Origin of the sequence: Prevotella sp. (assembly GCF_051059605.1) — a bacterium.
Classification (GTDB): Bacteria; Bacteroidota; Bacteroidia; order Bacteroidales; family Bacteroidaceae; genus Prevotella.
The window spans coordinates 2,639,624-2,665,615 of the sequence record NZ_CP050883.1 but is presented as its reverse complement, the minus strand read 5'-3'; the positions used below and the strand labels follow the sequence as shown (position 1 = coordinate 2,665,615).

Annotated in this window: 19 protein-coding genes and 1 tRNA gene; 14 read left to right on the top strand and 6 right to left on the bottom strand. The window is 38.5% G+C overall.

Annotated features, from left to right (window positions below; translation table 11 throughout):
* Positions 1 to 83: 83 nt before the first annotated feature.
* A complete protein-coding gene (locus HEQ28_RS10505; protein ID WP_434502200.1) occupies positions 84 to 2,000 on the bottom strand; it encodes a DEAD/DEAH box helicase in 1,917 nt (638 codons plus the stop codon).
* Positions 2,001 to 2,305: 305 nt separating this feature from the next.
* Here HEQ28_RS10505 and HEQ28_RS10500 point away from each other — a divergent pair, with 305 nt between their 5' ends.
* From HEQ28_RS10500 to HEQ28_RS10485, 4 genes are all read left to right on the top strand, one after another.
* Positions 2,306 to 3,103: a DUF3298 and DUF4163 domain-containing protein gene (locus tag HEQ28_RS10500; protein ID WP_434502198.1), complete on the top strand. Its 798-nt coding sequence runs from the start codon at positions 2,306 to 2,308 to the stop codon at positions 3,101 to 3,103.
* A gap of 25 nt (positions 3,104 to 3,128) precedes the next feature.
* Positions 3,129 to 3,686 (top strand): sugar O-acetyltransferase, encoded by a 558-nt coding sequence (locus HEQ28_RS10495; RefSeq protein ID WP_434502196.1) that lies wholly within the window; start codon positions 3,129 to 3,131, stop codon positions 3,684 to 3,686.
* A 49-nt stretch (positions 3,687 to 3,735) separates the two neighbouring features.
* Entirely contained in the window at positions 3,736 to 4,272 is a 537-nt protein-coding gene (locus tag HEQ28_RS10490; protein ID WP_434502194.1) for an LOG family protein, read from the top strand.
* A gap of 91 nt (positions 4,273 to 4,363) precedes the next feature.
* Positions 4,364 to 4,436, top strand: a tRNA-Pro gene (locus tag HEQ28_RS10485).
* 402 nt (positions 4,437 to 4,838) lie between these two features.
* Here HEQ28_RS10485 and HEQ28_RS10480 read toward each other — a convergent pair.
* The 3 genes from HEQ28_RS10480 to HEQ28_RS10470 all read right to left on the bottom strand — a co-directional run bounded on the left by HEQ28_RS10480 (position 4,839) and on the right by HEQ28_RS10470 (position 8,337).
* Complete coding sequence (locus HEQ28_RS10480) at positions 4,839 to 5,597, bottom strand: succinate dehydrogenase/fumarate reductase iron-sulfur subunit (protein WP_207155399.1); 759 nt, start codon at positions 5,595 to 5,597, stop codon at positions 4,839 to 4,841.
* A 5-nt stretch (positions 5,598 to 5,602) separates the two neighbouring features.
* Positions 5,603 to 7,585 (bottom strand): fumarate reductase/succinate dehydrogenase flavoprotein subunit, encoded by a 1,983-nt coding sequence (locus HEQ28_RS10475; RefSeq protein ID WP_434502191.1) that lies wholly within the window; start codon positions 7,583 to 7,585, stop codon positions 5,603 to 5,605.
* A 65-nt stretch (positions 7,586 to 7,650) separates the two neighbouring features.
* On the bottom strand, positions 7,651 to 8,337 hold the full coding sequence (locus HEQ28_RS10470) for a succinate dehydrogenase/fumarate reductase cytochrome b subunit (RefSeq protein WP_434502190.1): 687 nt from the start codon (positions 8,335 to 8,337) through the stop codon (positions 7,651 to 7,653).
* Between the two features lie 226 nt (positions 8,338 to 8,563).
* Here HEQ28_RS10470 and mnmG point away from each other — a divergent pair, with 226 nt between their 5' ends.
* From mnmG to deoC, 6 genes are all read left to right on the top strand, one after another.
* Entirely contained in the window at positions 8,564 to 10,435 is a 1,872-nt protein-coding gene (mnmG, locus tag HEQ28_RS10465; RefSeq protein ID WP_434502188.1) for a tRNA uridine-5-carboxymethylaminomethyl(34) synthesis enzyme MnmG, read from the top strand.
* A gap of 165 nt (positions 10,436 to 10,600) precedes the next feature.
* Entirely contained in the window at positions 10,601 to 11,131 is a 531-nt protein-coding gene (locus HEQ28_RS10460; RefSeq protein WP_434502186.1) for an adenine phosphoribosyltransferase, read from the top strand.
* 142 nt (positions 11,132 to 11,273) lie between these two features.
* The gene (gene uvrC, locus HEQ28_RS10455; protein WP_434502184.1) at positions 11,274 to 13,121 is read left to right on the top strand and encodes an excinuclease ABC subunit UvrC; all 1,848 of its coding nucleotides are present in this window, start codon (positions 11,274 to 11,276) and stop codon (positions 13,119 to 13,121) included.
* 196 nt (positions 13,122 to 13,317) lie between these two features.
* Positions 13,318 to 13,770 (top strand): D-aminoacyl-tRNA deacylase, encoded by a 453-nt coding sequence (gene dtd, locus HEQ28_RS10450; protein WP_434502182.1) that lies wholly within the window; start codon positions 13,318 to 13,320, stop codon positions 13,768 to 13,770.
* A 12-nt stretch (positions 13,771 to 13,782) separates the two neighbouring features.
* Positions 13,783 to 14,109 carry a nucleotide pyrophosphohydrolase gene (locus tag HEQ28_RS10445; RefSeq protein ID WP_434502180.1) on the top strand — a complete coding sequence of 109 codons (327 nt, stop codon included), beginning with the start codon at positions 13,783 to 13,785 and terminating at the stop codon, positions 14,107 to 14,109.
* Positions 14,110 to 14,152: 43 nt separating this feature from the next.
* Positions 14,153 to 15,088, top strand: coding sequence for a deoxyribose-phosphate aldolase (gene deoC, locus HEQ28_RS10440; RefSeq protein ID WP_434502179.1), 936 nt, complete (start codon positions 14,153 to 14,155; stop codon positions 15,086 to 15,088).
* 39 nt (positions 15,089 to 15,127) lie between these two features.
* On the opposite strand, the gene HEQ28_RS10435 is transcribed toward deoC, so the two are convergent.
* The gene (locus HEQ28_RS10435) at positions 15,128 to 16,105 is read right to left on the bottom strand and encodes a polyprenyl synthetase family protein (RefSeq protein ID WP_434504457.1); all 978 of its coding nucleotides are present in this window, start codon (positions 16,103 to 16,105) and stop codon (positions 15,128 to 15,130) included.
* A gap of 85 nt (positions 16,106 to 16,190) precedes the next feature.
* Here HEQ28_RS10435 and polA point away from each other — a divergent pair, with 85 nt between their 5' ends.
* The 4 genes from polA (at position 16,191) to lgt (ending at position 23,190) form a co-directional block, all read left to right on the top strand.
* Positions 16,191 to 18,953 carry a DNA polymerase I gene (polA, locus tag HEQ28_RS10430; protein WP_434502177.1) on the top strand — a complete coding sequence of 921 codons (2,763 nt, stop codon included), beginning with the start codon at positions 16,191 to 16,193 and terminating at the stop codon, positions 18,951 to 18,953.
* A 522-nt stretch (positions 18,954 to 19,475) separates the two neighbouring features.
* Complete coding sequence (locus tag HEQ28_RS10425) at positions 19,476 to 20,066, top strand: hypothetical protein (RefSeq protein ID WP_434502176.1); 591 nt, start codon at positions 19,476 to 19,478, stop codon at positions 20,064 to 20,066.
* 1,112 nt (positions 20,067 to 21,178) lie between these two features.
* Positions 21,179 to 22,282, top strand: a complete 1,104-nt coding sequence (gene ychF / locus HEQ28_RS10420) for a redox-regulated ATPase YchF (protein ID WP_434502174.1) — start codon at positions 21,179 to 21,181, stop codon at positions 22,280 to 22,282.
* A 44-nt stretch (positions 22,283 to 22,326) separates the two neighbouring features.
* A complete protein-coding gene (lgt, locus tag HEQ28_RS10415; protein WP_434502172.1) occupies positions 22,327 to 23,190 on the top strand; it encodes a prolipoprotein diacylglyceryl transferase in 864 nt (287 codons plus the stop codon).
* 90 nt (positions 23,191 to 23,280) lie between these two features.
* On the opposite strand, the gene mutS is transcribed toward lgt, so the two are convergent.
* A complete protein-coding gene (gene mutS / locus HEQ28_RS10410) occupies positions 23,281 to 25,947 on the bottom strand; it encodes a DNA mismatch repair protein MutS (RefSeq protein WP_434502170.1) in 2,667 nt (888 codons plus the stop codon).
* Positions 25,948 to 25,992: the final 45 nt, after the last annotated feature.

Here is a 25,992-nt window from a genome sequence, read left to right as displayed (position 1 = left end):
AAAATGTAATTAATTTAAGTAATAATAACAAAAACGGGGTTGCAGACTAATCTGCAACCCCGTTTCAATATCAATAATTTTTATTATTTCTTTCTTGGCTTTCTGCGTGCCCAACCTTCCTCGCTAAAGTCTGGTTCTGTACCCTTCAGATCACCGCCTTTCATAAGACTTCTCCAGTCCTCAGGCTTATCTTGTGGCTTATCTGAACGTCTTTCAGGTCCAGGTCTGCCTCCATCACGTCTGCCTCCACGACTATCACGACCTCCACGGTCATTGCGATATCCGCCACGATCACCGCCACGGCTACTACGCTCACCACCACGAGAAGAACGTCCGTGTCCCTCTTCGGCAGCATCATTACAACGAACTTCACGTCCCTTATAACTTGTACCGTTTAGAGCATTCATGACTTTCTGTGCATCGCCTTCAGGAACCTCAATATAAGCAAAATTCTGCATGATATCAATATGTCCAACTTCCTGACGTCCGTGGATATTTTTATTCAGATATTGCATGATCTCACCTGGATAGAAACCATCGTTCTTTCCAAGGTTGACAAACAAGCGACTGAATCCAGCCTCAGTATCATGCTTACGGCGAACACCACTTACACTTCTTCCTCTTGAGCCTCTGTCACCACGATCACCATCACGGTCACCTTTGCGTGCTCCGGTAGGCTTCTCTATTTCACGTGCATTCTTATAATATTCAAGGAAGCGACCAAAGGTGATTGTAACCATCTTCTTGATAATATCTTCCTTGTCAACACATTCAAACTGACGCGTAATCTCATCAAGGTATGGAGCGATCTGATCTTCATCAACATCGGTCTTCATTATTTCATCCATTACCTTATAAAGCTGTTTTGTGCAGATTTCTTCAGGCTTTGGCAATTCACTATCAATAAACTCCTTACCAATTTGTTTCTCTATTTGACGAACTTTCCACTTCTCTTTAATATGGATAATACTTATTGATGTACCTTTTTTTCCAGCACGTCCTGTACGTCCACTACGATGAGTATAGCTTTCTGTATCATCAGGCAAACCATAGTTAATAACATGAGTAAGGTCATCAACATCAAGACCACGAGCAGCTACGTCTGTTGCGATAAGCAACTGAACTGTATGCTGACGGAACTTTTGCATAGTAAGGTCGCGTTGTTGCTGACTAAGGTCTCCATGTAAAGCCTCGGCATTATATCCGTCCTTAATCAATTTATCGGCTACTTCCTGAGTTTCTATCTTAGTACGACAGAAAATAATAGCAAAGATACGTGGATGAAAGTCCACAATACGCTTCAAGGCAAGATACTTGTCTTTAGAATGAACAAGATAATAGATATGATCTACATGTTCAGCACCTTCATTACGGCTACCTACAACAATTTCCTTGTATTCATGCAAATAGCTTTTTCCGACTCTTTCAACTTCCTTGCTCATTGTCGCAGAGAAAAGAAGGGTATTCTTATCTTCTGGCAACTGCTCAAAAATAGTGTTTATACTATCTGAAAAACCCATTTTTAGCATCTCATCAGCCTCGTCAAGAACAATATTGTTGACTTGGCCCAACTCGGTAACACCACGGTTAATCAAATCTACAAGACGTCCAGGGGTAGCAACGATAATCTGCACACCATGCTTGATAGTGCGAATTTGCGAGCGAATATCTGCACCTCCATATACTGCTACTACATGAAGTCCGTCGATATACTTACCAAAACCGTTAAGATCGTCTGCAATCTGAACACAAAGTTCACGTGTTGGACTAAGAACAATAGCCTGAGTGGCATTGTTTTTAGGGTCAATCTTTTGCAACATTGGCAAACCATAAGCCGCAGTTTTACCCGTACCGGTCTGTGCAAGTGCGATTACGTCGTTTTTACTTCCTAATAAATAAGGGATTACTTCTTCCTGAACTGGCATTGGATGTTCAAAACCCAATTCCTCAATGGCACGGCGAATCTCTTCGCTTACGCCTAACTCTTCAAATGTCTTCAAAAAATAAAAAATTTATATTGGAAGGACAATCGCCCTCCCAGCCATATACTTGGGCGTGAAGACCTTCCGCTAAATGAATAAATGTATCACAAACAATAAGTTGTGATTTAAAATCGGGTGCAAAGGTACTCTTTTATTTTGTAACAACACCATAAAACCATATTTATTTATTTTATTTTCACTTCTTGAGTAAGGATATCTGAATCAAAGCCCTTTAATTTTATATAAAAATGTCAGCTAACTAATTAGAATATTAATATAATTGAGTATTTTTACACTTCATTATTCGTAAACTATAAAGATTTATGAGAAAAACATTACAGACAATTGTTATCGGAGGTTTGGCACTATTTGCTTTGAATGCCTGCACGCACAGCGAAACTATTCCTTATGATATTAGAGTTAAGACCGACAGCGTTACTATAAGCAATGAAGTTGGCAACTTTTCAATAAAGGCAGATTGCCCAACAAGCAAAACAGAAGCTTTGACTAGCACTATAAATGAATGGTTGAGCGAAACAATGGGCGGAACATACGAAGGAGGATACAACGAGACTATGCCTATTGCAAAGCATTATATTAAATCTACTTTCAGTAATGACTCGGCTGATTATGTCGAACTAAAGAAGGATACTACCAACAATGACCGTGAATGGAAATACGAATACATTTGCAATTCACAAAAGACTGCTGAGACTGCGAAGTTCGTCACTTTTGAATATTCATGTTATGAATATCAAGGAGGCGCTCATGGCTCAACAATTGTGACAGGACAGACATTCCGCAAAAGCGACGGAAGACGAATCGGATGGGAAGTATTAAACAACTCGTATGACGATGACTTTCAGAATATAATAAAGACTGGACTGAGAAAATATTTTGATGTCAAGAATGATGACGAACTGAAAAGTTGTTTAATGCTTGACAATATGTATATTATTCCGCTCCCAAAATGCCCTCCCTTGTTTACTAGAGATGGAATTAAATTAGTCTACGGACAATATGAGATAGCTCCTTATGCAGCCGGGACTCCACAATTAACGATACCTTACTCGCAATTGAATAAGTTCTTGAATGTCACAGCTAAATCACTAACTAAATAGACTTCGTATTTATTCGCAACATATAATGAAAACAGAATTTGAAAAGATGCGTTCCGAGGAACTTTATAATTTCTTGGATAAAGAGATAAACATGAGTTTAAGACATGCCAAAGATTTGTGTACACGCCTACAAACTCTCACACTTTCATCACCTGAATATAGAGATGTAATTGAGAAACTCATTCCTAATTTTCCGAAATCATCTGGAATTTGTCCTCCTTTTCATTGCGACCATGGTTCTGGAATAAGAATTGGTGAGCACTCGTTTCTTAATTACAATTGCGTAATTCTTGACGGTGCTTATGTCACAATTGGCAATGATGTGAAAATTGGGCCATCATGTCAATTACTAACTCCACAGCATCCAATAAACTACAAAGAGCGCAGGGGAACTTGTGAGACATCTTTCCCGATAGCGATTGACGACGATACGTGGCTCGGAGGCGGCGTTATTGTATGTCCTGGGGTAAGAATAGGGAAACGTTGTATAATCGCCGCAGGAAGCGTTGTAATAAACGACATTCCTGATGATTGTATGGCAGCTGGCAACCCAGCGGTAGTAAAGAAGCATCTTAACGAATAAACATCAACACTTGGCATAATCAGAATGCCGTAATAAAAATAAATAGAATATGAAAATATCAATCTTTTGCTCTGCCAACGATAATATAGACAAAGATTTCTTTAAAATGACAGAAGAGTTAGGAGCATGGATAGCAAAAAACAATCATTCCATCGTTTTCGGAGGATGTAACTGCGGACTTATGGAATGTATTGGGAAAAGCGTTCACAACGCTGGAGGAATGACAATTGGAGTGATTCCGCAGATAATTGAAAAGGGCGGCAAGGTAAGCGACTCGATTGACGTGAACATTGCATGTGACAATCTTAGCGACCGAAAGGAACTGATGCTCGCCAAAAGCGACGTAGTAATTGCACTTCCCGGAGGTATTGGAACTCTTGACGAGATATTCACTGTAGCTGCTAGCCACACAATAGGATACCATAAGAAAACAGTGATACTCTACAACATGAAGGGATTTTATGATTCTCTTATCGCACTACTCAACGACATGCAGGATCGTGGAATGATTCGTGGTAAATGGACCGATTACATTCTCGCTGCCGAGAATATATCAGATATAGAAGGCATTATGAAATCAATGTAAGCCCCACTCCCACATCGCATGCTATTACAGCTATTAATTTGGTGATTTCGATTATTATTATTAAATTTGCAACGCATTGGAATAATGCAATCGGGATGTAGCGCAGTTGGTAGCGTACACGTCTGGGGGGCGCGAGGTCGCCGGTTCGAGTCCGGTCATCCCGACTTTCAAAATAGAAGCTCTGGAACTTATTATAATATATTGCTGTCCGGTAAAAACAAATTGAAAGTCTTAAAGTCCTTTATTTATAGGGAGTTCAAGCGCTTTCCAAACTAAGGGGCTTACTTTTTCTTTTGAATAGTAAACAAGAGTAAATTGCTTTATATTACCATATATTAGACATAAAAGCCTTGGAAAAGCACAAATATACTCGTTTTAGAGTACTTTTAGCAACAACTAAATTTAAACAAAAGTTTTACCGGACAGCAATAATTATAATAAGTTCCAGAGCTTTTTTTGAGTAACAGAGAATCATGAATATCTTATAACTCTCTGATATCTGAAATAAAAAAGCCCTGCGATCAATAAATTGACGCAGGGCTTTAAAAATATAATCAAAATTTATCTTAATCTGCAAGCTTAGCCACGATGAACTCACGGTTAAGGCGCGCGATGTTAGCGATAGACTCGCTCTTTGGACATACGGCCTCGCATGCACGAGTGTTTGTACAGTTACCAAAGCCAAGTTCATCCATCTTAGCAACCATCGCCTTAGCGCGTTTTGCAGCCTCAGGGCGTCCTTGTGGCAGAAGAGCCAACTGACTAACCTTAGAGCTAACGAAAAGCATCGCAGAGCCATTTTTACAAGCAGCAACACATGCACCACAACCAATACAAGTTGCGCAGTCCATAGCCTCGTCAGCGTTCTCCTTAGGAATAAGGATTGCGTTGGCATCCTGAGCCTGTCCTGTACGGATAGTTGTGTAACCACCAGCCTGAATAATCTTATCGAATGCAGAACGATCTACCATACAGTCCTTAATAACTGGGAAACCTGCTGAACGCCAAGGCTCTACTGTGATAACATCACCTTCGTTGAAACGACGCATATAAAGCTGACATGTTGTAGCTCCACGCTCAGTCTTTCCGTGTGGTGTTCCGTTGATGTAAAGAGAGCACATACCACAGATACCCTCGCGGCAGTCGTGATCGAATACGAATGGTTCCTGACCTGCCTCAATAAGTTCCTCGTTAAGGATGTCAAGCATCTCAAGGAATGAAGTATCTTCAGGAATATTCTTCATCTCGTGTGTATCGAAATGACCTTGTTCCTTAGGACCATTCTGTTTCCAATACTTTATTGTGAAAGAAATATTTTTTGCCATGATTATTAATTCTTATAGTTACGTGTTTGTACCTTAATTGCCTCATACTCAAGTGGTTCCTTGATAAGCTCAGGAGCCTTTGCGTCGTCGCCCTTATATTCCCAGCAACCAACATAGAAGAAGTTCTCATCGTCGCGCTTTGCTTCGCCTTCTTCTGTCTGATGCTCCTCACGGAAATGACCACCACAGCTTTCCTCACGATGCAAAGCATCATAAGCTACAAGTTCACCCATAAGGATAAAATCACGAAGATGAATAGCCTTGTCTAGTTCGATATTAAGACCTTCCTTAGAACCAGGAATAAACAAGTTAGTATTGAATTCTTCACGAAGAGAAGCCATCTGCTTCAAACCTTCTTCAAGACCTTCCTTAGTTCTGCCCATACCAACGTGTTCCCACATAATATGACCAAGTTCCTTATGGATAGAATCAACAGAACGCTTACCCTTAATATTCATAAGGCGATCAAGTTCTGCCTTAACACCATTCTCGGCCTCGTCAAACTCAGCACGATTTGTATCAAGGTGTGGCCATAATGCCTGATCAGCAAGATAATTCTGAATTGTATATGGCAATACGAAGTAACCATCTGCAAGACCCTGCATAAGAGCAGAAGCACCAAGACGGTTGGCTCCGTGGTCAGAGAAGTTACACTCACCAATTGAGAATAGACCTGAAACTGTAGTCATCAGTTCGTAGTCAACCCAGATACCACCCATTGTGTAGTGGATAGCAGGGAATATCATCATTGGATTATAATACTTAACACCATCAATTTCATTTGCTACTTCACCAGGATTAACATCTGTAATCTCTTCATACATATCAAAGAGGTTACCATAACGCTGAAGAATAGCATCTATACCAAGACGGTTGATTGACTCAGAGAAGTCAAGGTAAACAGCAAGACCTGTATTGTTTACACCATGTCCGTTATCACAACGCTCCTTAGCAGCACGAGATGCGACGTCACGAGGGACAAGGTTACCGAATGCTGGGTAACGACGCTCCAAATAGTAGTCACGTGCTTCCTCAGGAATATCAGAGCCCTTCATCTCACCAGACTGCAATTTCTTTGCATCGTCAAGATTCTTAGGAACCCAGATACGACCATCATTACGCAAAGACTCAGACATAAGAGTAAGCTTAGACTGCTTGTCACCATGTACAGGAATACATGTAGGGTGAATCTGAACATAAGAAGGGTTAGCGAAATAAGCACCCTTACGATAGCACTGAACGGCAGCTGTACAGTTGCAGCCCATAGCGTTTGTTGAAAGGAAATATGTATTACCATAACCACCAGTAGCAATTACAACAGCATTTGCTGTGAAACGCTCTAGTTCGCCAGAAACGAGGTTCTTGGCAATAATACCACGAGCATGCTCGTCAACGATAACAACGTCTTCCATCTCATAACGAGTGTAGAGCTTAACCTTACCAGCCTGAATCTGAAGACTCAAAGATGAATAAGCCCCAAGAAGAAGCTGCTGACCTGTCTGACCCTTTGCATAGAATGTACGGCTTACCTGTGCGCCACCGAAAGAACGGTTAGCAAGCATACCACCATATTCACGTGCGAAAGGAACGCCCTGAGCAACACACTGGTCGATAATATCATTTGAAACTTCAGCAAGACGATATACGTTTGATTCACGAGCACGGTAGTCACCACCCTTTACTGTATCATAGAAAAGGCGATAAATAGAGTCACCGTCGTTCTGATAGTTTTTAGCTGCATTGATACCACCCTGAGCTGCGATAGAGTGAGCACGGCGTGGAGAATCCTGGATGCAGAAATTGAGAACGTTGAAACCCATCTCACCAAGAGATGCGGCAGCACTTGCACCTGCAAGACCTGTACCAACAACGATAACGTCCAGTTTTAATTTATTTTTTGGGTTAACCAAGCGCTGATGAGCCTTATAATTGGTCCATTTCTCAGCCACTGGTCCTTCTGGTATTCTGGAATTTAATGTCTTAGTCATAATATTCTTTGTTTTGAATTATAAGCCACATGCTTTCACTATGTGGAAATAATATTGATTATAAATTATGCTGCAGCGCAAAGACTAGGTGCAAGACCAAAGTAGAACGCAAGCACTACGGCAACAAAAGCAAGCATGAGTACTGTTACGTAAACGATACCTATTGCTTTCCAACGATTGAACCACACCTTACCACTAACACCAAGTGTCTGCATAGCACTCCAGAAACCATGTGAAAGGTGGAACCAAATAGCTACAAGCCAGATGAGATAAAGAACAACATATACAGGATTACTGAATGTTGCTTTGATAAGACCAAAACCGTCTGACGGAGCTAGTGCTGTCTGCATGCCGGCAAGCTCTGCAAACATCATCTTGTACCAGAAGTTAAACAAGTGAAGACCTATACCCAAAACTACAATAAGTCCGAGTACAAGCATGTTCTGACTAGCCCACTCTACCTTTTCAGGTTTTGCTGTCACTGCGTAACGCTCGCTACCGCGTGCGCTACGGTTCTGTGCAGTAAGAATGAAAGCATAAACGATGTGACAAACTGCAAGTGCTGCTAATCCAATTGTTGCAACTACTGCATACCAATTGGCTCCAAGCAACTCACAAATTGTGTTATAAGCCTTTCCTGAGAAAATGGCCGCAACGTTCATACAACAGTGGAACGTCATAAATAGAATAAGGGCAACGCCTGTTATTGACATTACCAATTTTCTACCAATAGATGAATTGATTAACCACATAAATGATTGATTTTTAAATATTTAACTGTTAGAAATTATATTCAATTTAATTTACACTAATTTATTGCACGTTATAAAAGTTGACAATACGAATACCTATTAGTAGGCATATTTATCCTCATAACAGATTGCAAAAATACTATATTTTAGTGATAATTCAAAGCTATTTTATAAAAAATCCAATTTTATTTCTTACTTTTGCGAAAAATATAAGTATATACTAATAATGCTTTTTAAATACGACGTTATTGTTATCGGCGGCGGTCATGCAGGCTGTGAAGCGGCTGCTGCCTCAGCTAACATGGGTGCGAAGACGTGCCTGATAACAATGGATATGAATAAGATTGGTCAGATGAGTTGCAACCCCGCTGTTGGCGGAATTGCGAAAGGACAGATCGTACGTGAGATTGACGCACTTGGAGGTCAAATGGGCAGAGTGACAGACAAGACTGCCATACAATTCCGCATGATAAACATTGGCAAGGGACCTGCCGTTTGGAGCCCTCGAGCACAATGTGATCGTGGCAAGTTTATATGGGAATGGCGCACTGTTCTTGACAACACACCTAATCTTGATATCTGGCAAGATCAAGCAGATGAACTTTTAGTTGAAAACGGCGAAGCTGTTGGTGTAAGTACGATCTGGGGTGTGGAATTCAGAGCCAAGAGCGTAATCGTTACCGCAGGCACGTTCCTTAATGGATTGATGCACGTAGGAAGAAAAATGGTTGAAGGCGGAAGATGCGCCGAACCAGCCGTGCATAATTTCACCGAAAGTATCAACAGACTCGGTATTACATCAGCAAGGATGAAAACGGGTACACCAGTGAGAATAGATAAACGCAGTGTACATTTTGAAGATATGGAGGAGCAGAAAGGCGACGTCGATTTTCACCAATTCAGTTATTTTGGAGAACATCGCCTACTGAAACAGTTGCCTTGCTGGACTACATATACTAACAAGGAGGTACACGAGACATTGGAAAAAGGACTCGCAGACTCTCCTCTCTTCAACGGGCAGATACAAAGTACTGGCCCACGTTACTGTCCTTCGATTGAAACAAAACTAGTCACATTTCCAGATAAGGAACAACACCCTTTGTTCTTGGAACCAGAAGGAGAAGATACTAACGAAATGTATCTAAATGGTTTTTCGTCAAGCATGCCTATGGATGTACAACTTAACGCAATCCACAAAATTCATGCTTTCAGAGACGTAAAGATTTACCGACCTGGTTATGCGATAGAATATGATTACTTTGATCCAACGCAACTGAAACACACTCTTGAATCAAAAAAAGTCCCTGGATTGTTTTTCGCCGGACAAGTAAACGGAACTACCGGATATGAAGAAGCAGGTGGACAGGGAACTGTTGCCGGAATAAATGCGGCTATAAGATGCGTAGGCGGAGAACCACTCATCATGCAACGTGACGAAAGTTACATTGGTGTGCTTATAGACGATCTTACAACAAAGGGGGTAGATGAACCGTATAGAATGTTCACTTCAAGAGCAGAATATCGTATACTATTGAGACAAGACGACGCCGATGCCAGACTAACTGAAAAAGCATTTGAATTAGGCATTGCCAAGCGCGACAGATATGATTGGTGGCTAGAAAAGAAAGAAGCCGTAAACAAACTGATTAATTTCTGCAAGGAAACTCCGATAAAAGCGCAGGAAATAAATTTTAAGCTTGAAGCTCTTGATACTACTCCATTACGTGCCGGCTGCAAACTGATAGATCTCATTGCGCGTCCACACCTTTCTCTAAGTAATCTTTCTGAAATCATTCCATCACTTAAAGAAGCGATAAATGCGACAGAAAACAGAAAAGAAGAAATAGTAGAGGCTGCTGAAATTAAAATGAAGTATCAAGGTTATATCGAAAGAGAGAAAATCGTTGCTGACAAAATGCACCGTCTTGAAAATATAAAAATCAAGGGACACTTCAAATATAGCGAACTCCATGAGATTTCTACAGAAGGCCGTCAAAAGCTTGAAAGAATCGAACCAGAGACGCTAGCACAAGCAAGCAGAATCCCAGGAGTTTCGCCTAGTGACATAAACGTACTTTTGGTGCTTCTCGGAAGATAACGCGGAGTCCTTCAGAACGTGGAACGCAGCCCGCGAAGCGTTCATGTTTCACGTGAAACCAACCAAACGATAAAGCGTTAATATTGTGCACTTTAAACATTAAAGTAAAACGTAATACTTCGATGAAATCGAAACAAAATATAATAAACAACTATATAAAATAAAATGAATAATCAACTGCTATTAGACAATCTGCGCTGTATACCAGATTGGCCAATCGATGGTGTAAACTTCCGCGACATCACTACCCTTTTTAAGAGCCCAGAAGCTCTAAAAGAAATCGCCGATGAAATGTGTGACTTTTATGCAAATAAAGGAATTACCAAAATTGTAGGCATAGAAAGTCGTGGATTTGTAATGTCATCTGCCGTAGCTGTAAAACTTGGCGCAGGTATCGTGCTTTGCAGAAAACCAGGCAAACTTCCATGCAAGACAGTTCAAGAAAGTTATAAAAAAGAATATGGTATTGACACTATAGAAATCCATGAAGATGCCATAAACGAAAACGATATAATACTTCTGCACGATGATTTGCTTGCTACTGGAGGAACTATGCTTGCAGCATGCAATCTGGTTAAGAAATTCCACCCAAAGAAGATTTATTGCAATTTCATTATAGAATTAAATAGCGAATTCCCAAAATGTCGCGAACTATTTGATGAAGATATTGAAATAACATCACTACTGAAGTTTTAAAACTATCAGCAAGAAGATGGAAGAGAAGAACATCGCCCACCTTCTTGCTTTAGTTTTAATTTCTTCTCAAGCCTACTTCTGTAATCAGTTTCACGTGAAACAAAAACTTTCAAAACGCCTTTAAACTAACGGGATTCAGAATATGAACAAAGAAGAAAACGATCAAAGATTAGCTTATCTTAAAGGTATAGTATTGAACATGCCAGAGAAGCCAGGAAGCTATCAGTTCTATGACGAGAACCATACTATAATATATGTAGGTAAGGCAAAGTCCCTAAAAAGACGTGTTTCGTCTTATTTCCACAAAGAAGTTGACCGTTTTAAGACCAAAGTGCTTGTTTCTAAGATAAGAGACATAAGTTATACTGTGGTAAATACAGAAGAAGACGCCCTATTACTTGAAAACAGTCTTATAAAAAAATATAATCCTAGATACAATGTCCTGCTTAAAGATGGCAAGACGTATCCGAGTATTTGCGTCACCAATGAATATTTTCCTCGCATTTTCAAAACAAGAACTATAAATAAGCGCTTTGGAACGTTTTACGGACCATATCCACACATATCAAGTATGTACGCAGTACTTGACATAATAAAAAGATTATATAAACCTCGTACATGTAGACAACCTATTACTCGTGAAGGAATTGATCTTGGCAAATATCGCCCTTGCCTGGAATATCACATCCATAACTGCAAGGCTCCATGTGTCAACAAGCAAAGCTACGAAGAATATCAAGAGAACATGAACCAAGCTCGTGAAATTCTAAAAGGCAACACAAGAGCTGTGGGAAAAAAACTATACGACCTTATGATGAAGAATGCCGAGCTGTTGAAATTCGAGATTGCAGATGATTTAAAGAAGAAGCTCAATCTTCTTAATGAATTTGTTGCTAAAAGTGAGGTTGTTAGCTACACTATAGATAACGTGGACGTATTTACAATTGTAGACAATGAAGATCGCAAAAATGCTTATATTAACTATATACATGTAAAGAACGGAACAATAAATCAAAGCTTCACATATGAATATAAGCGAAAACTTGATGAAACAGACGAGGAACTACTTATAACTGCCATCCCTGACATCAGGGAGAGATTTAAGAGTAAGGCAAAAGAGATAATTGTCCCGTTTGAAATGGAATGGAAGATAAAAGATGCAGAATTCTTTGTTCCTCAACGTGGAGATAAGAAGCATCTGCTAGAATTATCTGAAATGAATGGAAAGCAATACAAGTTTGATAGACTGAAACAAGCTGAAAAACTTAATCCAGAGCAGAAGCAGACACGACTGATGAAAGAACTGCAGAATAAACTTAAACTGGAGAAACTACCCTATCAGATTGAATGTTTTGATAATTCAAATATCTCAGGAACTGATGCCGTTGCAGGATGTATCGTCTACAAAGGTATGAAACCTTCAAGAAAAGACTATAGAAAATATAATATAAAAACGGTTATTGGACCAGACGATTATGCTTCTATGCAAGAGGTCGTAAGACGCAGATACAGCAGGATGATAGAAGAAAAAATAACCCTGCCAGACCTTATTATAACCGATGGTGGAAAAGGTCAAATGGATGTAGTCAGAGAGGTTATAGTAGACCAATTACATCTGAATATACCTATCGCCGGACTAGCCAAAGACGATCGCCACCGAACTAACGAATTATTATTCGGATACCCACCACAAACAATAGGAATAGACGTAAAAAGCGAACTATTTAAATTGCTTACACAGATACAAGATGAAGTACACAGATACGCAATTACCTTTCATCGTGACAAGCGTTCTAAGCACGCTCTGCACAGCGAACTAGACGACATTAAAGGCATCGGCCCAAAAGCAAAAGAGGCTCTTTTAAAGCGTTTCAAGACCGTAAAAGCTATAAAGGAAAGCAACGCAGAGGCAATCGAAGAAGTACTTGGAAAAGCAAAAACAAAAATATTACAAGATCACTTCAATAAACAAGCGCAAATTGATAGTTAGTGACTACAAACTCATCTAAAGAGGTATCACTTATATCAGACTATAAACCACAAGTCGTTGAAATACAACCACTTAACAAGACAGATTTGGAATATACTAGAAAATATAGCTAAAATTATTTGTTTAAAAAGATAACTAAATATCCGATACTAAACAATAATTTGGTAGAATAGAAAATTAAAAGTATCTTTGCAACATGAGAATCATTATTCAACGTGTTAGCCATGCATCAGTAACAATAGAAGGCAACACGAAATCAGCTATAAAGACAGGGTACATGATACTATGTGGAATAGAGGAAACTGATTCCTCTGAAGACGTTGACTGGCTGGTTAAAAAGGTTATACGACTTAGGGTGTTTAATGATGAGAATGGGGTTATGAATCGCTCTATAATAGACGTTGCAGGAGACATCTTGGTGATAAGCCAGTTTACGCTATTTGCTAGCTATAAGAAAGGCAACCGCCCATCATGGCTTAGAGCCGCTCGTCACGACATCTCTATCCCACTCTACAAGGAATTCTGCCAAAAGCTATCCATAGCATTAGGTAGACAAGTCGGCACTGGTGAATTCGGCGCTGACATGAAGGTTGAATTATTAAATGATGGCCCTGTAACAATATTTATTGACACTCATAATAAAGAATAACCGTAGATAAATATGACAATAAAAGAAGCACAAGAAACTGTAGATCAGTGGATAAAAACATATGGAGTTAGGTATTTCAGCGAACTTACTAATATGGCTTGCCTCACCGAAGAAGTTGGAGAACTAGCTAGAGTTATAGCTAGGAAATACGGTGATCAGAGTTTTAAGGAAGGCGAAAAAGCAAACATCGGAGAAGAGATTGCCGACATTATGTGGGTACTTATATGCCTAGCTAACCAAACAGGAACTGACATTACGGAAGAACTGCAAAAGAGTTTCGAGAAGAAAACCAAAAGAGACGCCACAAGACATCTCAATAATCCGAAACTAAAAGCATAAAACATTGATTATAAAATAGTTATAAATATTAAAAGACAACGTTATGACAGAAGTTACATCAAACCTTGACAAGAACAGTCTAAATGTCAAGAAAGATCAGAGCAAATACGAAGAAGCTCTTAGTAAGTATAATACAAATATTGACGACGCTGAAGTAAAAGCTGCCGTAAAGAAGATAATTGAAGAAAAAGTACCTCAAAACGACACTCTTGATATTAAGAAATTCCTTCTGGGAAGCGTGGAACTAACATCGCTCCACACGACAGATACAGAAGAGGAGATTCTAGCTCTTACAGAGTCTGTAAACAGATTTGAGAGTGAATATCCAAATCTTCCTCATGTTGCAACAATATGTGTATTCCCTGCTTTCACTGAATTAGTAAGTAATTCACTTGAAATTGACGGTGTGGAAATAACCAACGTATGTGGCAACTTCCCTTCATCACAGAGTAGAATGGAAGTTAAGATTGCAGAAACCCAACTTGCGATCGTTGACGGAGCAACAGAAATAGACATCGTCATGCCTGTAGGAAAGTTCCTAAGTGGTGATTACGAAAGCGTTTGCGACGATATCAGCGAAATGAAACAAGCCTGCGGTGATGTTCCAATGAAGGTGATACTTGAAACAGGCGACCTTAAGAATTGCAGCAATATAAAGATTGCCTCTATCCTATCGATGTATGCTGGTGCCGACTATATTAAGACATCTACAGGCAAAGAAAAGATAAGCGCTACGCCTGAAGCTGCCTATGTAATGTGTCAGGCTATAAAAGAGTACTACAATGAAACTGGAATCCAAATAGGTCTTAAGCCTGCTGGTGGCATAAACACCGTAATGGATGCGATAACCTATTATACAATAGTAAAAGAAGTTCTAGGCGAGCAATGGCTTACAAATAAATGGTTCCGCATGGGAACAAGCCGTCTCACAAATCTACTTATAAGCGAAGTCACAGGAAAAGAAGTAAATTTCTTCTAGATAAAATGAAGAAGCCTCTCAATTGAGAGGCTTTTTTATTTATAAATTTCTTTTAATGACATAATCAATATAAGCTGTCAATGACTTTCTTATATCCTCATTAGCAACTTTACTTTCAAGGAAATTCATACACTCCGAATGAAAATCCCACATGCGTTTCTCTGCATAATCAATGCCACCGTTCTGCTTGGTAAATTCAACCAATCGTGCTATTTCGTCTGAGCTTATTTGATGGGCCTTAATCTTACGTGCTATTGCTATCATTTCCTCATTTTTAGTTGAGTTCAATGCATAAATAGCTGGCAAGGTCAGCTTACCATCAATCATATCATTTCCTGTTGGTTTACCAATCTCATCAGAGTTATAATAATCAAATATATCATCCCTAATCTGGAAGATAATACCAATATTCTGGCCAAACTTCTTTGCAGCAAGCACATCCTCTTGTGAAGCTCCTACGCTCTCGGCTCCTATAGCTGCACAAGCCTCGAAAAGAGCAGCAGTCTTCCCTTTAATTATCTCATAATAAGCTTCTTCTGAAATATCTTCATTCTGTATATTACTCAACTGCAATATCTCACCGTCAGAAAGAGTACGACCTAATTCTGCAAGATATCTTACAATAATTTCAGAATGAGTATAAGATACATTAAGTAAAGCTGTAGAAAGAATAAAATCGCCAACAAGCACAGAAACTTTATTATCGTAAAGGGCATTGACACTCTTCTGCCCTCTCCTTTCAGCACTTTCATCAACAACATCATCATGAACAAGACTTGCTGTATGAAGTAATTCAAGACCGACTGCAGCATGAAGCGTGGTATCTGATACTTTACCGAAGTTCTTGGCAATAAGCAATATCAGCATTGGACGCATACGCTTACCTGCACGCTGCTTGATATGATCAAGAGCCTGAGAAAGTAGTCCATTATCGTGATCCAACGACTTATTAAAGAATTCTATAAAATCGTTAAGTTCTTCTACAATAGGCTGTTTGATAAGAGATAAATAATCCATCTTTCCGTAATTTGATACAAAAATACTCATTTTTACGGGATTACTGACAATTTTTTAGTAATTTTACGCCAAATATATCATAATTATGGAAAAATTATTTCTTTTAGACGCTTACGCGCTAATATTCAGGTCATACTATGCACTTATACGTAATCCAAGAATAAATTCGAAGGGACTTAACACGTCAGCAATTCTTGGTTTTGTAAATACGCTAAACGAGATAATAACTAAAGAAAACCCTACCTATTTAGGTGTTGCTTTCGATCATGGAAAAACATTTCGTCACGAAGCATTTCCACTATATAAGGCACAACGTGAGGAAACTCCAGAAGACATAATACGCAGTGTTCCTATTATAAAAGATATTCTTAGTGCCTTCAACATCCCTATTCTACAGGTAGACGGATATGAAGCCGACGACGTGATTGGAACACTTGCTTTAAAATCTGGAAAAGCTGGTGTTGAAACCTACATGCTAACACCTGATAAAGACTACGGACAACTAATCCGAAGCAATGTTTTCATGTATCGCCCAAGACATGGTGGAGGATATGATATAATTGGCGAGAAGGAAGTTCAAGAGAAATATGGTATCGCTACTCCACACCAAGTAATTGATTTACTTGCATTAATGGGTGACTCTGCAGATAATTTTCCAGGTTGTCCTGGAGTTGGGGAAAAAACAGCTGCTAAACTTATCAATGAATTTGGATCAACAGAAGAACTCATTGCACATACAGATCGACTTAAAGGAAAAATGCGCGAAAAAGTAGAAAGCGCAATAGAAGATATTAAAATGTCTAAATTCCTTGCGACAATAAAAATTGATGTGCCAACAGAATTAAATCTTGAAGAATTAAAACTTCAAAATCCAGATGAAGAAAAATTGCGCTCAATTTTCAATGAACTAGAATTTAAGTCTCTCGCAAACAAAATTCTAAACAAGAATGAACAAAAGCCAATTTCTGTTAATCAAGAGTTAGATTTGTTCGCAGAAAATCCGAGCGAGAGTAAAGAAACTTATGAAAATCAAAATTTTGAAAGCCTTAAAACGATAGCTCACGAATATAAACTTATTGATAATCAAGATGATGCCAAAAAGCTTTGTGAGTTTTTTAGGACAAAAGATATATTAAGTCTAGATACAGAAACAACATCAACCAACACAATAGACGCAGAATTGGTTGGCTTATGCTTTTCTGTTGAAGAAAAAAAGGCATTTTATGTTGCTATTCCATCAAATCGTAAAGAAGCGTTGGAATATGTTAATATATTTAAATCAGCTTATGAAGACAAGAATATTCTGAAAATCGGTCAAAATATAAAGTACGATTATGAAGTTCTTAGAAAATATGGAGTAACTCTTCAAGGTAAAATTTTCGACACGATGCTTGCCCACTATGTCATCCAACCAGAAATTCATCATAACATGGATTTCATGGCAGAAACACTTCTTGGTTATAAAACAATACATATCGAGGAACTAATCGGCGAGAAAGGCAAAAATCAAAAGTCAATGCGCGACCTAGATCCAAAAGATGTCTATGAATATGCTGCCGAAGATGCCGACATTACGTTGCAACTCAGAAATGTACTTGAACCCAAACTAAAAGAGAACAATGTTAAGGATTTATTTTGGAATATAGAAATGCCTCTTATACGCGTTCTTGCTGATATGGAACTCAACGGTGTATGTCTTGACACAGAGGCATTAAAGGAAACATCAGGTCTTTTCACAGAACGCATGAACCAATTGGAACAAACGATATACAAAGAAGCTGGCGAAACATTCAATATATCAAGTCCAAAACAAGTTGGTGACATTCTCTTTGGCAAAATGCACATATTGGAGAAACCAAAAAAGACAAAGACCGGACAATACGTGACTAGCGAAGAAGTGCTACAATCACTGAAAGGTAAAAGCCCCATTATAGAAGACATTCTTAACTACCGTGGATTAAAAAAACTTCTCGGTACATACATTGATGCACTACCAAAGCTTATTAACAAGCGTACTGGACACATTCATACTTCTTTCAATCAGGCACTTACAGCTACAGGTCGCCTATCGTCAAGTGATCCAAACTTGCAGAATATACCTGTAAGGAGTGAAGATGGAAAAGAAATACGCAAATGCTTTATTCCAGAACCAGGATGTTTGTTCTTTTCTGCTGACTATTCTCAGATTGAGTTGCGAATAATGGCACATTTGAGTAAAGACAAAAATATGACAGAGGCTTTTCGAGAGGGCTTTGACATACATGCAGCCACAGCCGCAAAGATTTGGCACAAAGACGTAAATGAGGTATCACCAGAAGAACGAAAGAAAGCAAAGCAAGCCAATTTCGGTATCATATATGGCATAACAACTTACGGTTTAGCTCAACGCATGAATATTGACAATCATGAGGCACGAGAACTCATTGATGGTTATTTCAAGACTTTCCCAATGGTTAAAGAATATATGGAGAAAGCAAAAGAAGTAGCCCGTGCAAAAGGTTATGCAGAAACTATCTTTGGCCGTCGCAGATATCTGCCGGATATCAATTCTAAAAATGGCACCGTAAGAGGATTTGCAGAACGCAATGCCATCAACGCTCCTATTCAGGGCAGCGAAGCTGATATAATAAAAATTGCGATGATTCACATTTGGCAGCGTTTCAAGAAAGAGAACATACGAAGCAAAATGATACTTCAGGTCCACGATGAACTTAACTTCTCTGTATATCCTGACGAAAAAGAGATTGTTGAGAAAATAGTTTTAGAAGAAATGCAGGGAGCATACAACCTCAACGTTCCACTTATCGCCGATGCAGGATGGGGAAAGAACTGGCTTGAGGCGCATTAATATAACGCCCCAACAAACATATTGAGAAGACAGACGAAACATACGAATATCAATTATTTCAATCGTATGTTTCGTCTGTTTTGCTTGCATTATCTGTTTCATAACCTTGTTTTGTTACACTACGTAAATTTTGTGGTACATAAAATAAGAATACTAAATTATATTTTTTATAATTTTGCAATATAATACCACTTGAACAAGTTATAAATTGTGCCACACAAACAATCCTTGTTAACATATTACGATATTAAATATATAACAATTCATTAAATTATCATGAATAAAAAAACTATAAATCCTCTATTTTTGGTCTATTACTTTGTACTAATATATTTTACACAAACCATTTGTAAAAGCGTATGGTTAACAACCATCTCATTTTTAATTATAATTTCCTTTATTATATTCACTATCATAAAAAAAGAAAGCAAAAAAGACTATGTATCTTTAACACTAGGACTTTGTGCTATTGTATATCAAACATTCTGCTTAATACATTATAATTAATAGATAAACATTTCCATGAAAAATCATTTATTTACCACTATTGTACTCGTATGTACATGTATGTTATCCGCATTTACTTGTGGGTGTTCATCAAAACTAACTTCAAAAGAAAAGAATTCTTTTGATAAATCAGTTATTGCTGATTTAGAGATTCTAAATGAAAAAGAAGTTAATGCTTTTCAAAAAATTCGAGAATCTGCTTCACTGACGAAGACAGACTCCATTTCACCAGAAATAAAAGAAGCCAAAGAGCAAATAGAGATGGCGATAAAAGAATTTGCCGGGAAACATGATATCACAGCTGATTTAACTCCACAAGAGAAAAATTTTCATCTTAGCAAAGATTCTGTTGACATGATTAAAGCTAATCCACTAATGGCATTAAATATATATAAATCTTTGAAGACTAAGAAGTTTATGAAGTTATTTAATACATTTCTAACTAAAGGCAAAATTGACATGGATATAGAAAGTATAATTCATGACAAAAAGTTAAAACTGAATGAAAAAGTGATATTAATAAGTATGAAGCAAGTTAGACAGAATAAGAATATTCCAAATATGAATATGCTAAAAGATAACAAAACAAGTGATGGTGTGAATTAAACTGTATCAAGCAACAATTATGATTAGCTTCATATAGTTTTTGGACAACCAAGATCTTACAACCTACCACAACCTAAAGTTGTGGCAGGAACATGTCATCCCCCCCTAGTAAGGTTTTCAAGAAAAAGTATTTAACATTACTAACTTGTAAATGCATGCTATACAAATGTAGAAACTACCTAGACACAAAGCCATTTATGGAGGATCCCACACCATAAATTTACAAAGAATCCAGAAAAAAAAGAAAAACAACCTACACTATATACATTTTTGACTTAAATAACTATTAATTAGAAGCTTACCTAATGTATATGAGTGCCTTATCCTACATATTTCCTACATGGTTCCTACACTATAAACACGTATTTGTACCTAAAACGAAGGATTTTAATCATATCGCAAGACTAAAGACGCATTATTGTTGCCCAATACTCCATGCCCTGAGCAGTAAAGCAAATCACAGTGAAGTCATTCATAGGTATTATAAAAATAAGGATTTCATTTCTATTTATGAATAAAAATTTTAAACGAAACTGATTCATAAAACATTTCTATATATCAACCTAGTCAGTAAAATATTGCAGAAACTATAATGATAATCAATTTCTATTATCGCCAAAATATACAAAGCACATCAAAAATAGAATCACCTTTTTCGTTACGCCTTTAAGTGATTAGGGCCTAATCACTCAATAAAGCATGTAGGACAACAGAGTGATTAGGGCCTAATCACTCAATAAAATGTATAAGAACAGACTCTTCTACATTAGCTAACACATTGTATGACAATGCGTTTCGCAAAATCATGTAGGAAACGGCATTGAAAAAATCAAAAAAATATTTTTTTATTGATTATGATAGAACATAATGATTCATTAGATAGCTATATGAACAACGATATCCGATTATGAAATAAACAAAATACATGTAGTCAAGATGTGTTTCCACATCCACAACCATGCGATAAGAATGTTTTATTACTTATTTTCCCTTTTTATCCTTAAAAATCCCTTTTTACTTTTACCTTTATGATATTTTGTGTAATTTTGCAAACAAATAAAAAGTAATAGCCGATCGAAGGGAAGATTGGCTCATTTAAACGTTTAAAGAATATGGCATTAAAATGTGGTATTGTAGGTTTACCAAACGTGGGTAAGTCTACTTTATTTAACTGTCTGTCTAGTGCTAAGGCACAGTCAGCAAACTTTCCTTTCTGTACTATTGAACCAAATCTTGGTGTAATCACCGTTCCAGACGAGCGACTCACCAAACTTGCGGAAATTATTCATCCAGGACGTATCGTACCAGCAACATGTGAAATTGTTGACATAGCCGGACTTGTAAAAGGAGCTAGTAAAGGTGAAGGCCTTGGCAACAAATTCCTTGGTAACATCCGCGAATGTGATGCCATTATACATGTTATCCGTTGCTTTGACGACGACAATATTGTTCGTGAGGGCGGAATGGCTGTAGATCCATTGTCAGACAAAGGAATAATCGATACAGAGTTGCAGTTGAAAGACCTTGAAACAATAGACTCACAAATGGCTAAACAGCAGAAAGCTGCAGCTGCCGGAAACAAGGATGCAAAAATTCTTTGCACTGTTCTTGAAACATACAAGGCAATCCTTGAACAGGGTAAAAATGCACGTGAGGCTACTTTTGAAAGCAAAGATGAACAACAAGCTGCACATGACCTATTTCTTCTAACCACAAAGCCAGTACTCTACGTTTGTAATGTAGACGAAACTAGTGCTAAAGATGGCAACGAATACTCAAAACAAATTGAGGAAATTGCCGTAAATGAAGGTGCTGAAGCTATGATTATAGCCGCAAAAACAGAGGAAGACATCGCATCTCTTGAAACATACGAAGACAAACAGATGTTTCTTGAAGAACTAGGATTGAAGGAAAGTGGTGTAAACCGACTTATTAAGAAGGCTTACCAACTACTTAACCTACAGACATTCATCACCGCTGGAGAAATGGAAGTAAAGGCTTGGACATATCACAAGGGTTGGAAGGCCCCACAGTGTGCCGGAGTTATCCACACAGATTTCGAAAAAGGTTTTATCCGCGCTGAGGTTATCAAATATGAAGACTATATCAAATATGGCACAGAAACTGCCATACGCGAAGCTGGAAAACTAGGTGTCGAAGGTAAGGAATACGAAGTTCAGGATGGTGACATCATGCACTTCAGATTTAACGTATAAACAATCTAAAGTCTGAAAAGACAAGGATATAATAAGCTGATATTATGGTTCAATTATTAAACTACATCGTCTGGAATCCCGATATATATGCCATTCAAATTGGCAATTGGGGCCTACGCTGGTATTCACTATGCTGGCTTGCCGGACTTATCGGAGCCTATTTTATGGTGAAATGGTTGTTCAACAACCAAAACATAACAACGATCACCACGACAGTAGACGGAAAGAAGGTTGAGAAGAATGTCTTTGATCCGCTCTTCATCTACTGTTTCCTTGGTATTCTCATTGGTGCCAGGTTAGGTCATTGCATATTCTATCAGCCTGATTATTTCCTTACTTCAGGTCAGCATTTCATTGAGATGTTTCTACCTATACACTTCATGACCGATGGTACCATAAAGTTCACAGGTTATGAAGGACTGGCAAGTCACGGTGGAACACTTGGACTGATGATCGCCCTATGGCTATACTGCAAGAAGACTGGCGTAAAAATGTGGCAGGTGCTTGATAACATAGCTATAGCAACTCCTATCACAGCATGTTTTATAAGGTTGGGAAACCTTATGAACAGTGAAATCATAGGTAAAGTTACATCTGTACCATGGGCTTTCATCTTCGAAAAGGTAGATAAGTACCCACGTCATCCAGGTCAACTATATGAAGCAATTGCTTATGCGGTGTTCTTTTTCGTCGGATGGTACTTCTATCGTGTTGCAAAGAAAAAGGTCGGTACAGGCTTCTATTTTGGCCTCTGCATCACTCTTATATTCACATTCCGCTTCTTCATTGAATACACAAAAGATATTCAAGTTAATTTTGAGTCGGGAATGCTAATAAACATGGGACAGATTCTAAGCATACCTTTCGTAATATTGGGCATATATTGTATGTTCAGATCAAAGAAATAAGCTATAATAAAATATTATCAAACAAAAAAGTCCATTGACTGAATGAGCATAACTCGTTTGTCAATGGACTTTTCTTATATGATAAGCAATCTATGCCTTACCTCTTAATATCTTCTTAATATCATTCAGTTTGTTTAAGGCATCAACAGGAGTGAGGTTATTAACGTCAAGTCCTAAGATTTCATCACGAATCTGAGTCAACACAGGATCATCAAGTTGGAAGAAGCTCAGTTCCATATCGCCTGAGTGTTCCGCAATCTTTGCAGTATTCGGCTTGGCTGCTCCCCCTACTCCAGCATTATCAGCTTCTAATTCCTTCAGTATCACATTGGCACGCTTCACTATAGAGCGTGGCATACCAGCAATTTCGGCAACATGAATACCGAAGGAATGTTCACTGCCCCCACGCATTAACTTGCGAAGGAATATAACCTTGTTATCAACCTCCTTAACGCTTACATTATAATTCTTAATGCGAGAAAAATTCTTCTCCATCTCATTAAGCTCATGATAATGAGTTGCAAAAAGCGTACGTGCACAAGCTTTTGAATGTTCGTGCAGATATTCCACAATAGCCCAAGCTATACTTATACCATCATAAGTGCTTGTTCCTCGTCCAAGTTCATCAAACAAGACAAGACTTTTAGAAGAAACATTATTCAGGATATTGGCAGCCTCTGTCATCTCAACCATAAATGTAGATTCACCTAGTGAAATATTATCGCTGGCTCCTACCCTAGTGAATATTTTATCAACTAAGCCTATTCTTGCGCTTTCTGCAGGCACGAAGCATCCTACTTGGGACAAGAGTACTATCAATGCAGTTTGACGCAACAGAGCCGATTTACCAGCCATATTCGGACCGGTAATCATCATTATCTGTTGCTTTTCAGTATCAAGATACACATCATTTGGTACATATCTTTCACCTAAAGGCAATTGCGTTTCGATTACAGGGTGTCTTCCCTGCTTAATATCTATTACTTCGCTGTCATCAATAACAGGGCGCACATACCGATTTTCCTCTGATATCTTAGCGAAACTAAGAAGGCAATCGGTATGGGCAAGCAAGTTGGCGTTTATCTGTATCTGGGGAATAAAGTCCTGTATCGCAACAATCAATTCATTAAAAAGCTTTGTCTCAAGAGCCGATATCTTTTCATCAGCTCCCAGAATTTTCTCCTCATATTCTTTCAGTTCCTGTGTAATATATCGTTCTGCCTGTGCAAGTGTCTGCTTTCTTATCCACTCTGCAGGAACCTTATCCTTAAAGGTATTTCTTACCTCAAGATAATATCCGAAGACATTATTATATCCCACTTTCAGACTTGATATGCCTGTGGCCTCAATCTCCTTTTCCTGTATCTTCAAAAGATAATCCTTACCATTTCGACTTATAGATCGCAACTCGTCAAGTTCATCATTATATCCATCGGCTATCACATCGCCTTTGTTTACAAGCTGTGGTGGATCTGGTTGTATCTCTTTTTCAATACGCTCTTTTATACTTTCACAAAGGTTCAGCTGTTCACCTATGCGTTTAAGCGCATCATTATTGGTATAAAGACAAGCTGTTTTTATTGGGGGAATAGCGTCAAGAGCGTTCTTTAACTGAACAACTTCACGTGGAGAGACACGTCCTACTGCAACCTTTGATATGATACGTTCCAAATCGCCTACACGATGCAATTGATCATCAACAATCTGCCTGAATTCAGGCTCTCTAAAGAAATACTCCACAATGTCGAGGCGTTCCTGTATAGAACGAACCTCTTTTAGTGGAAACACAAGCCATCTACGAAGCATTCGCCCTCCCATTGGAGTAACAGTACGGTCTATCACAGCAAGTAACGAACTTCCGTCATCCTGCATCGGAGCAATAATCTCCAAAGAACGTATTGTAAAACGGTCAAGTCTTACATACTTTTCCTCTTCGATTCTCGAAAGAGACGTAATATGACTGATGTGAGTATGCTGGGTTATCTCAAGATACTGCATGATAGCTCCACTAGCTATAATACCATTTTTTAAGTGTTCAACTCCAAAACCTTTAAGGTTCTTTGTTCCGAAATGTTTAAGAAGCTTCTGTTTGGCACTTTGTTCTGTAAATACCCAATCATCAAGTTCAAAAACACAAAACTTATTACCGAAATAGCTTTCAAATTCTTTCTTATAATTACGGTCATAGAGAACTTCTTTAGGCATAAAATTGCCTAATAACTTCTCTACGTAATCATAAGTTCCTTCGCCCGTGATAAACTCACCGGTAGATATATCCAAGAAACTAACACCACAAGAGGCCTTTCCGAAGTGCACAGCGGCAAGAAAGTTGTTTTCCTTATAGTTCAGCACATTGTCACTCATAGCGACACCAGGAGTAACAAGTTCTGTTATTCCACGCTTCACCATCTTGTCCATTTCGCTCAGTCCCTTCTTGCCCTTTATCTGCTCACGCTTCTTTTTGGGGTCTTCAAGCTGATCGCAAATAGCTACACGCTTTCCAGCGCGAATCAGTTTCGGCAAATAGGTATCCAGTGCATGATGAGGGAATCCTGCCATTGCTGCAGAACCAGTTTCACCACCGTTATTACGCCTTGTAAGCGTAATACCTAGGATTTTACTTGCCTCGACAGCATCATCACAATATGTTTCATAGAAATCGCCACAACGAAACAGCATCAGCGCATCAGGATGTTTAGCCTTTAGCGAAAAGAACTGTTTCATCATCGGCGTAAGTCCTTTTTCGTCCTTAGCCATATATCTAAAAGTTCGTCTGAATTACAAAATTACGCAAATAAAGAC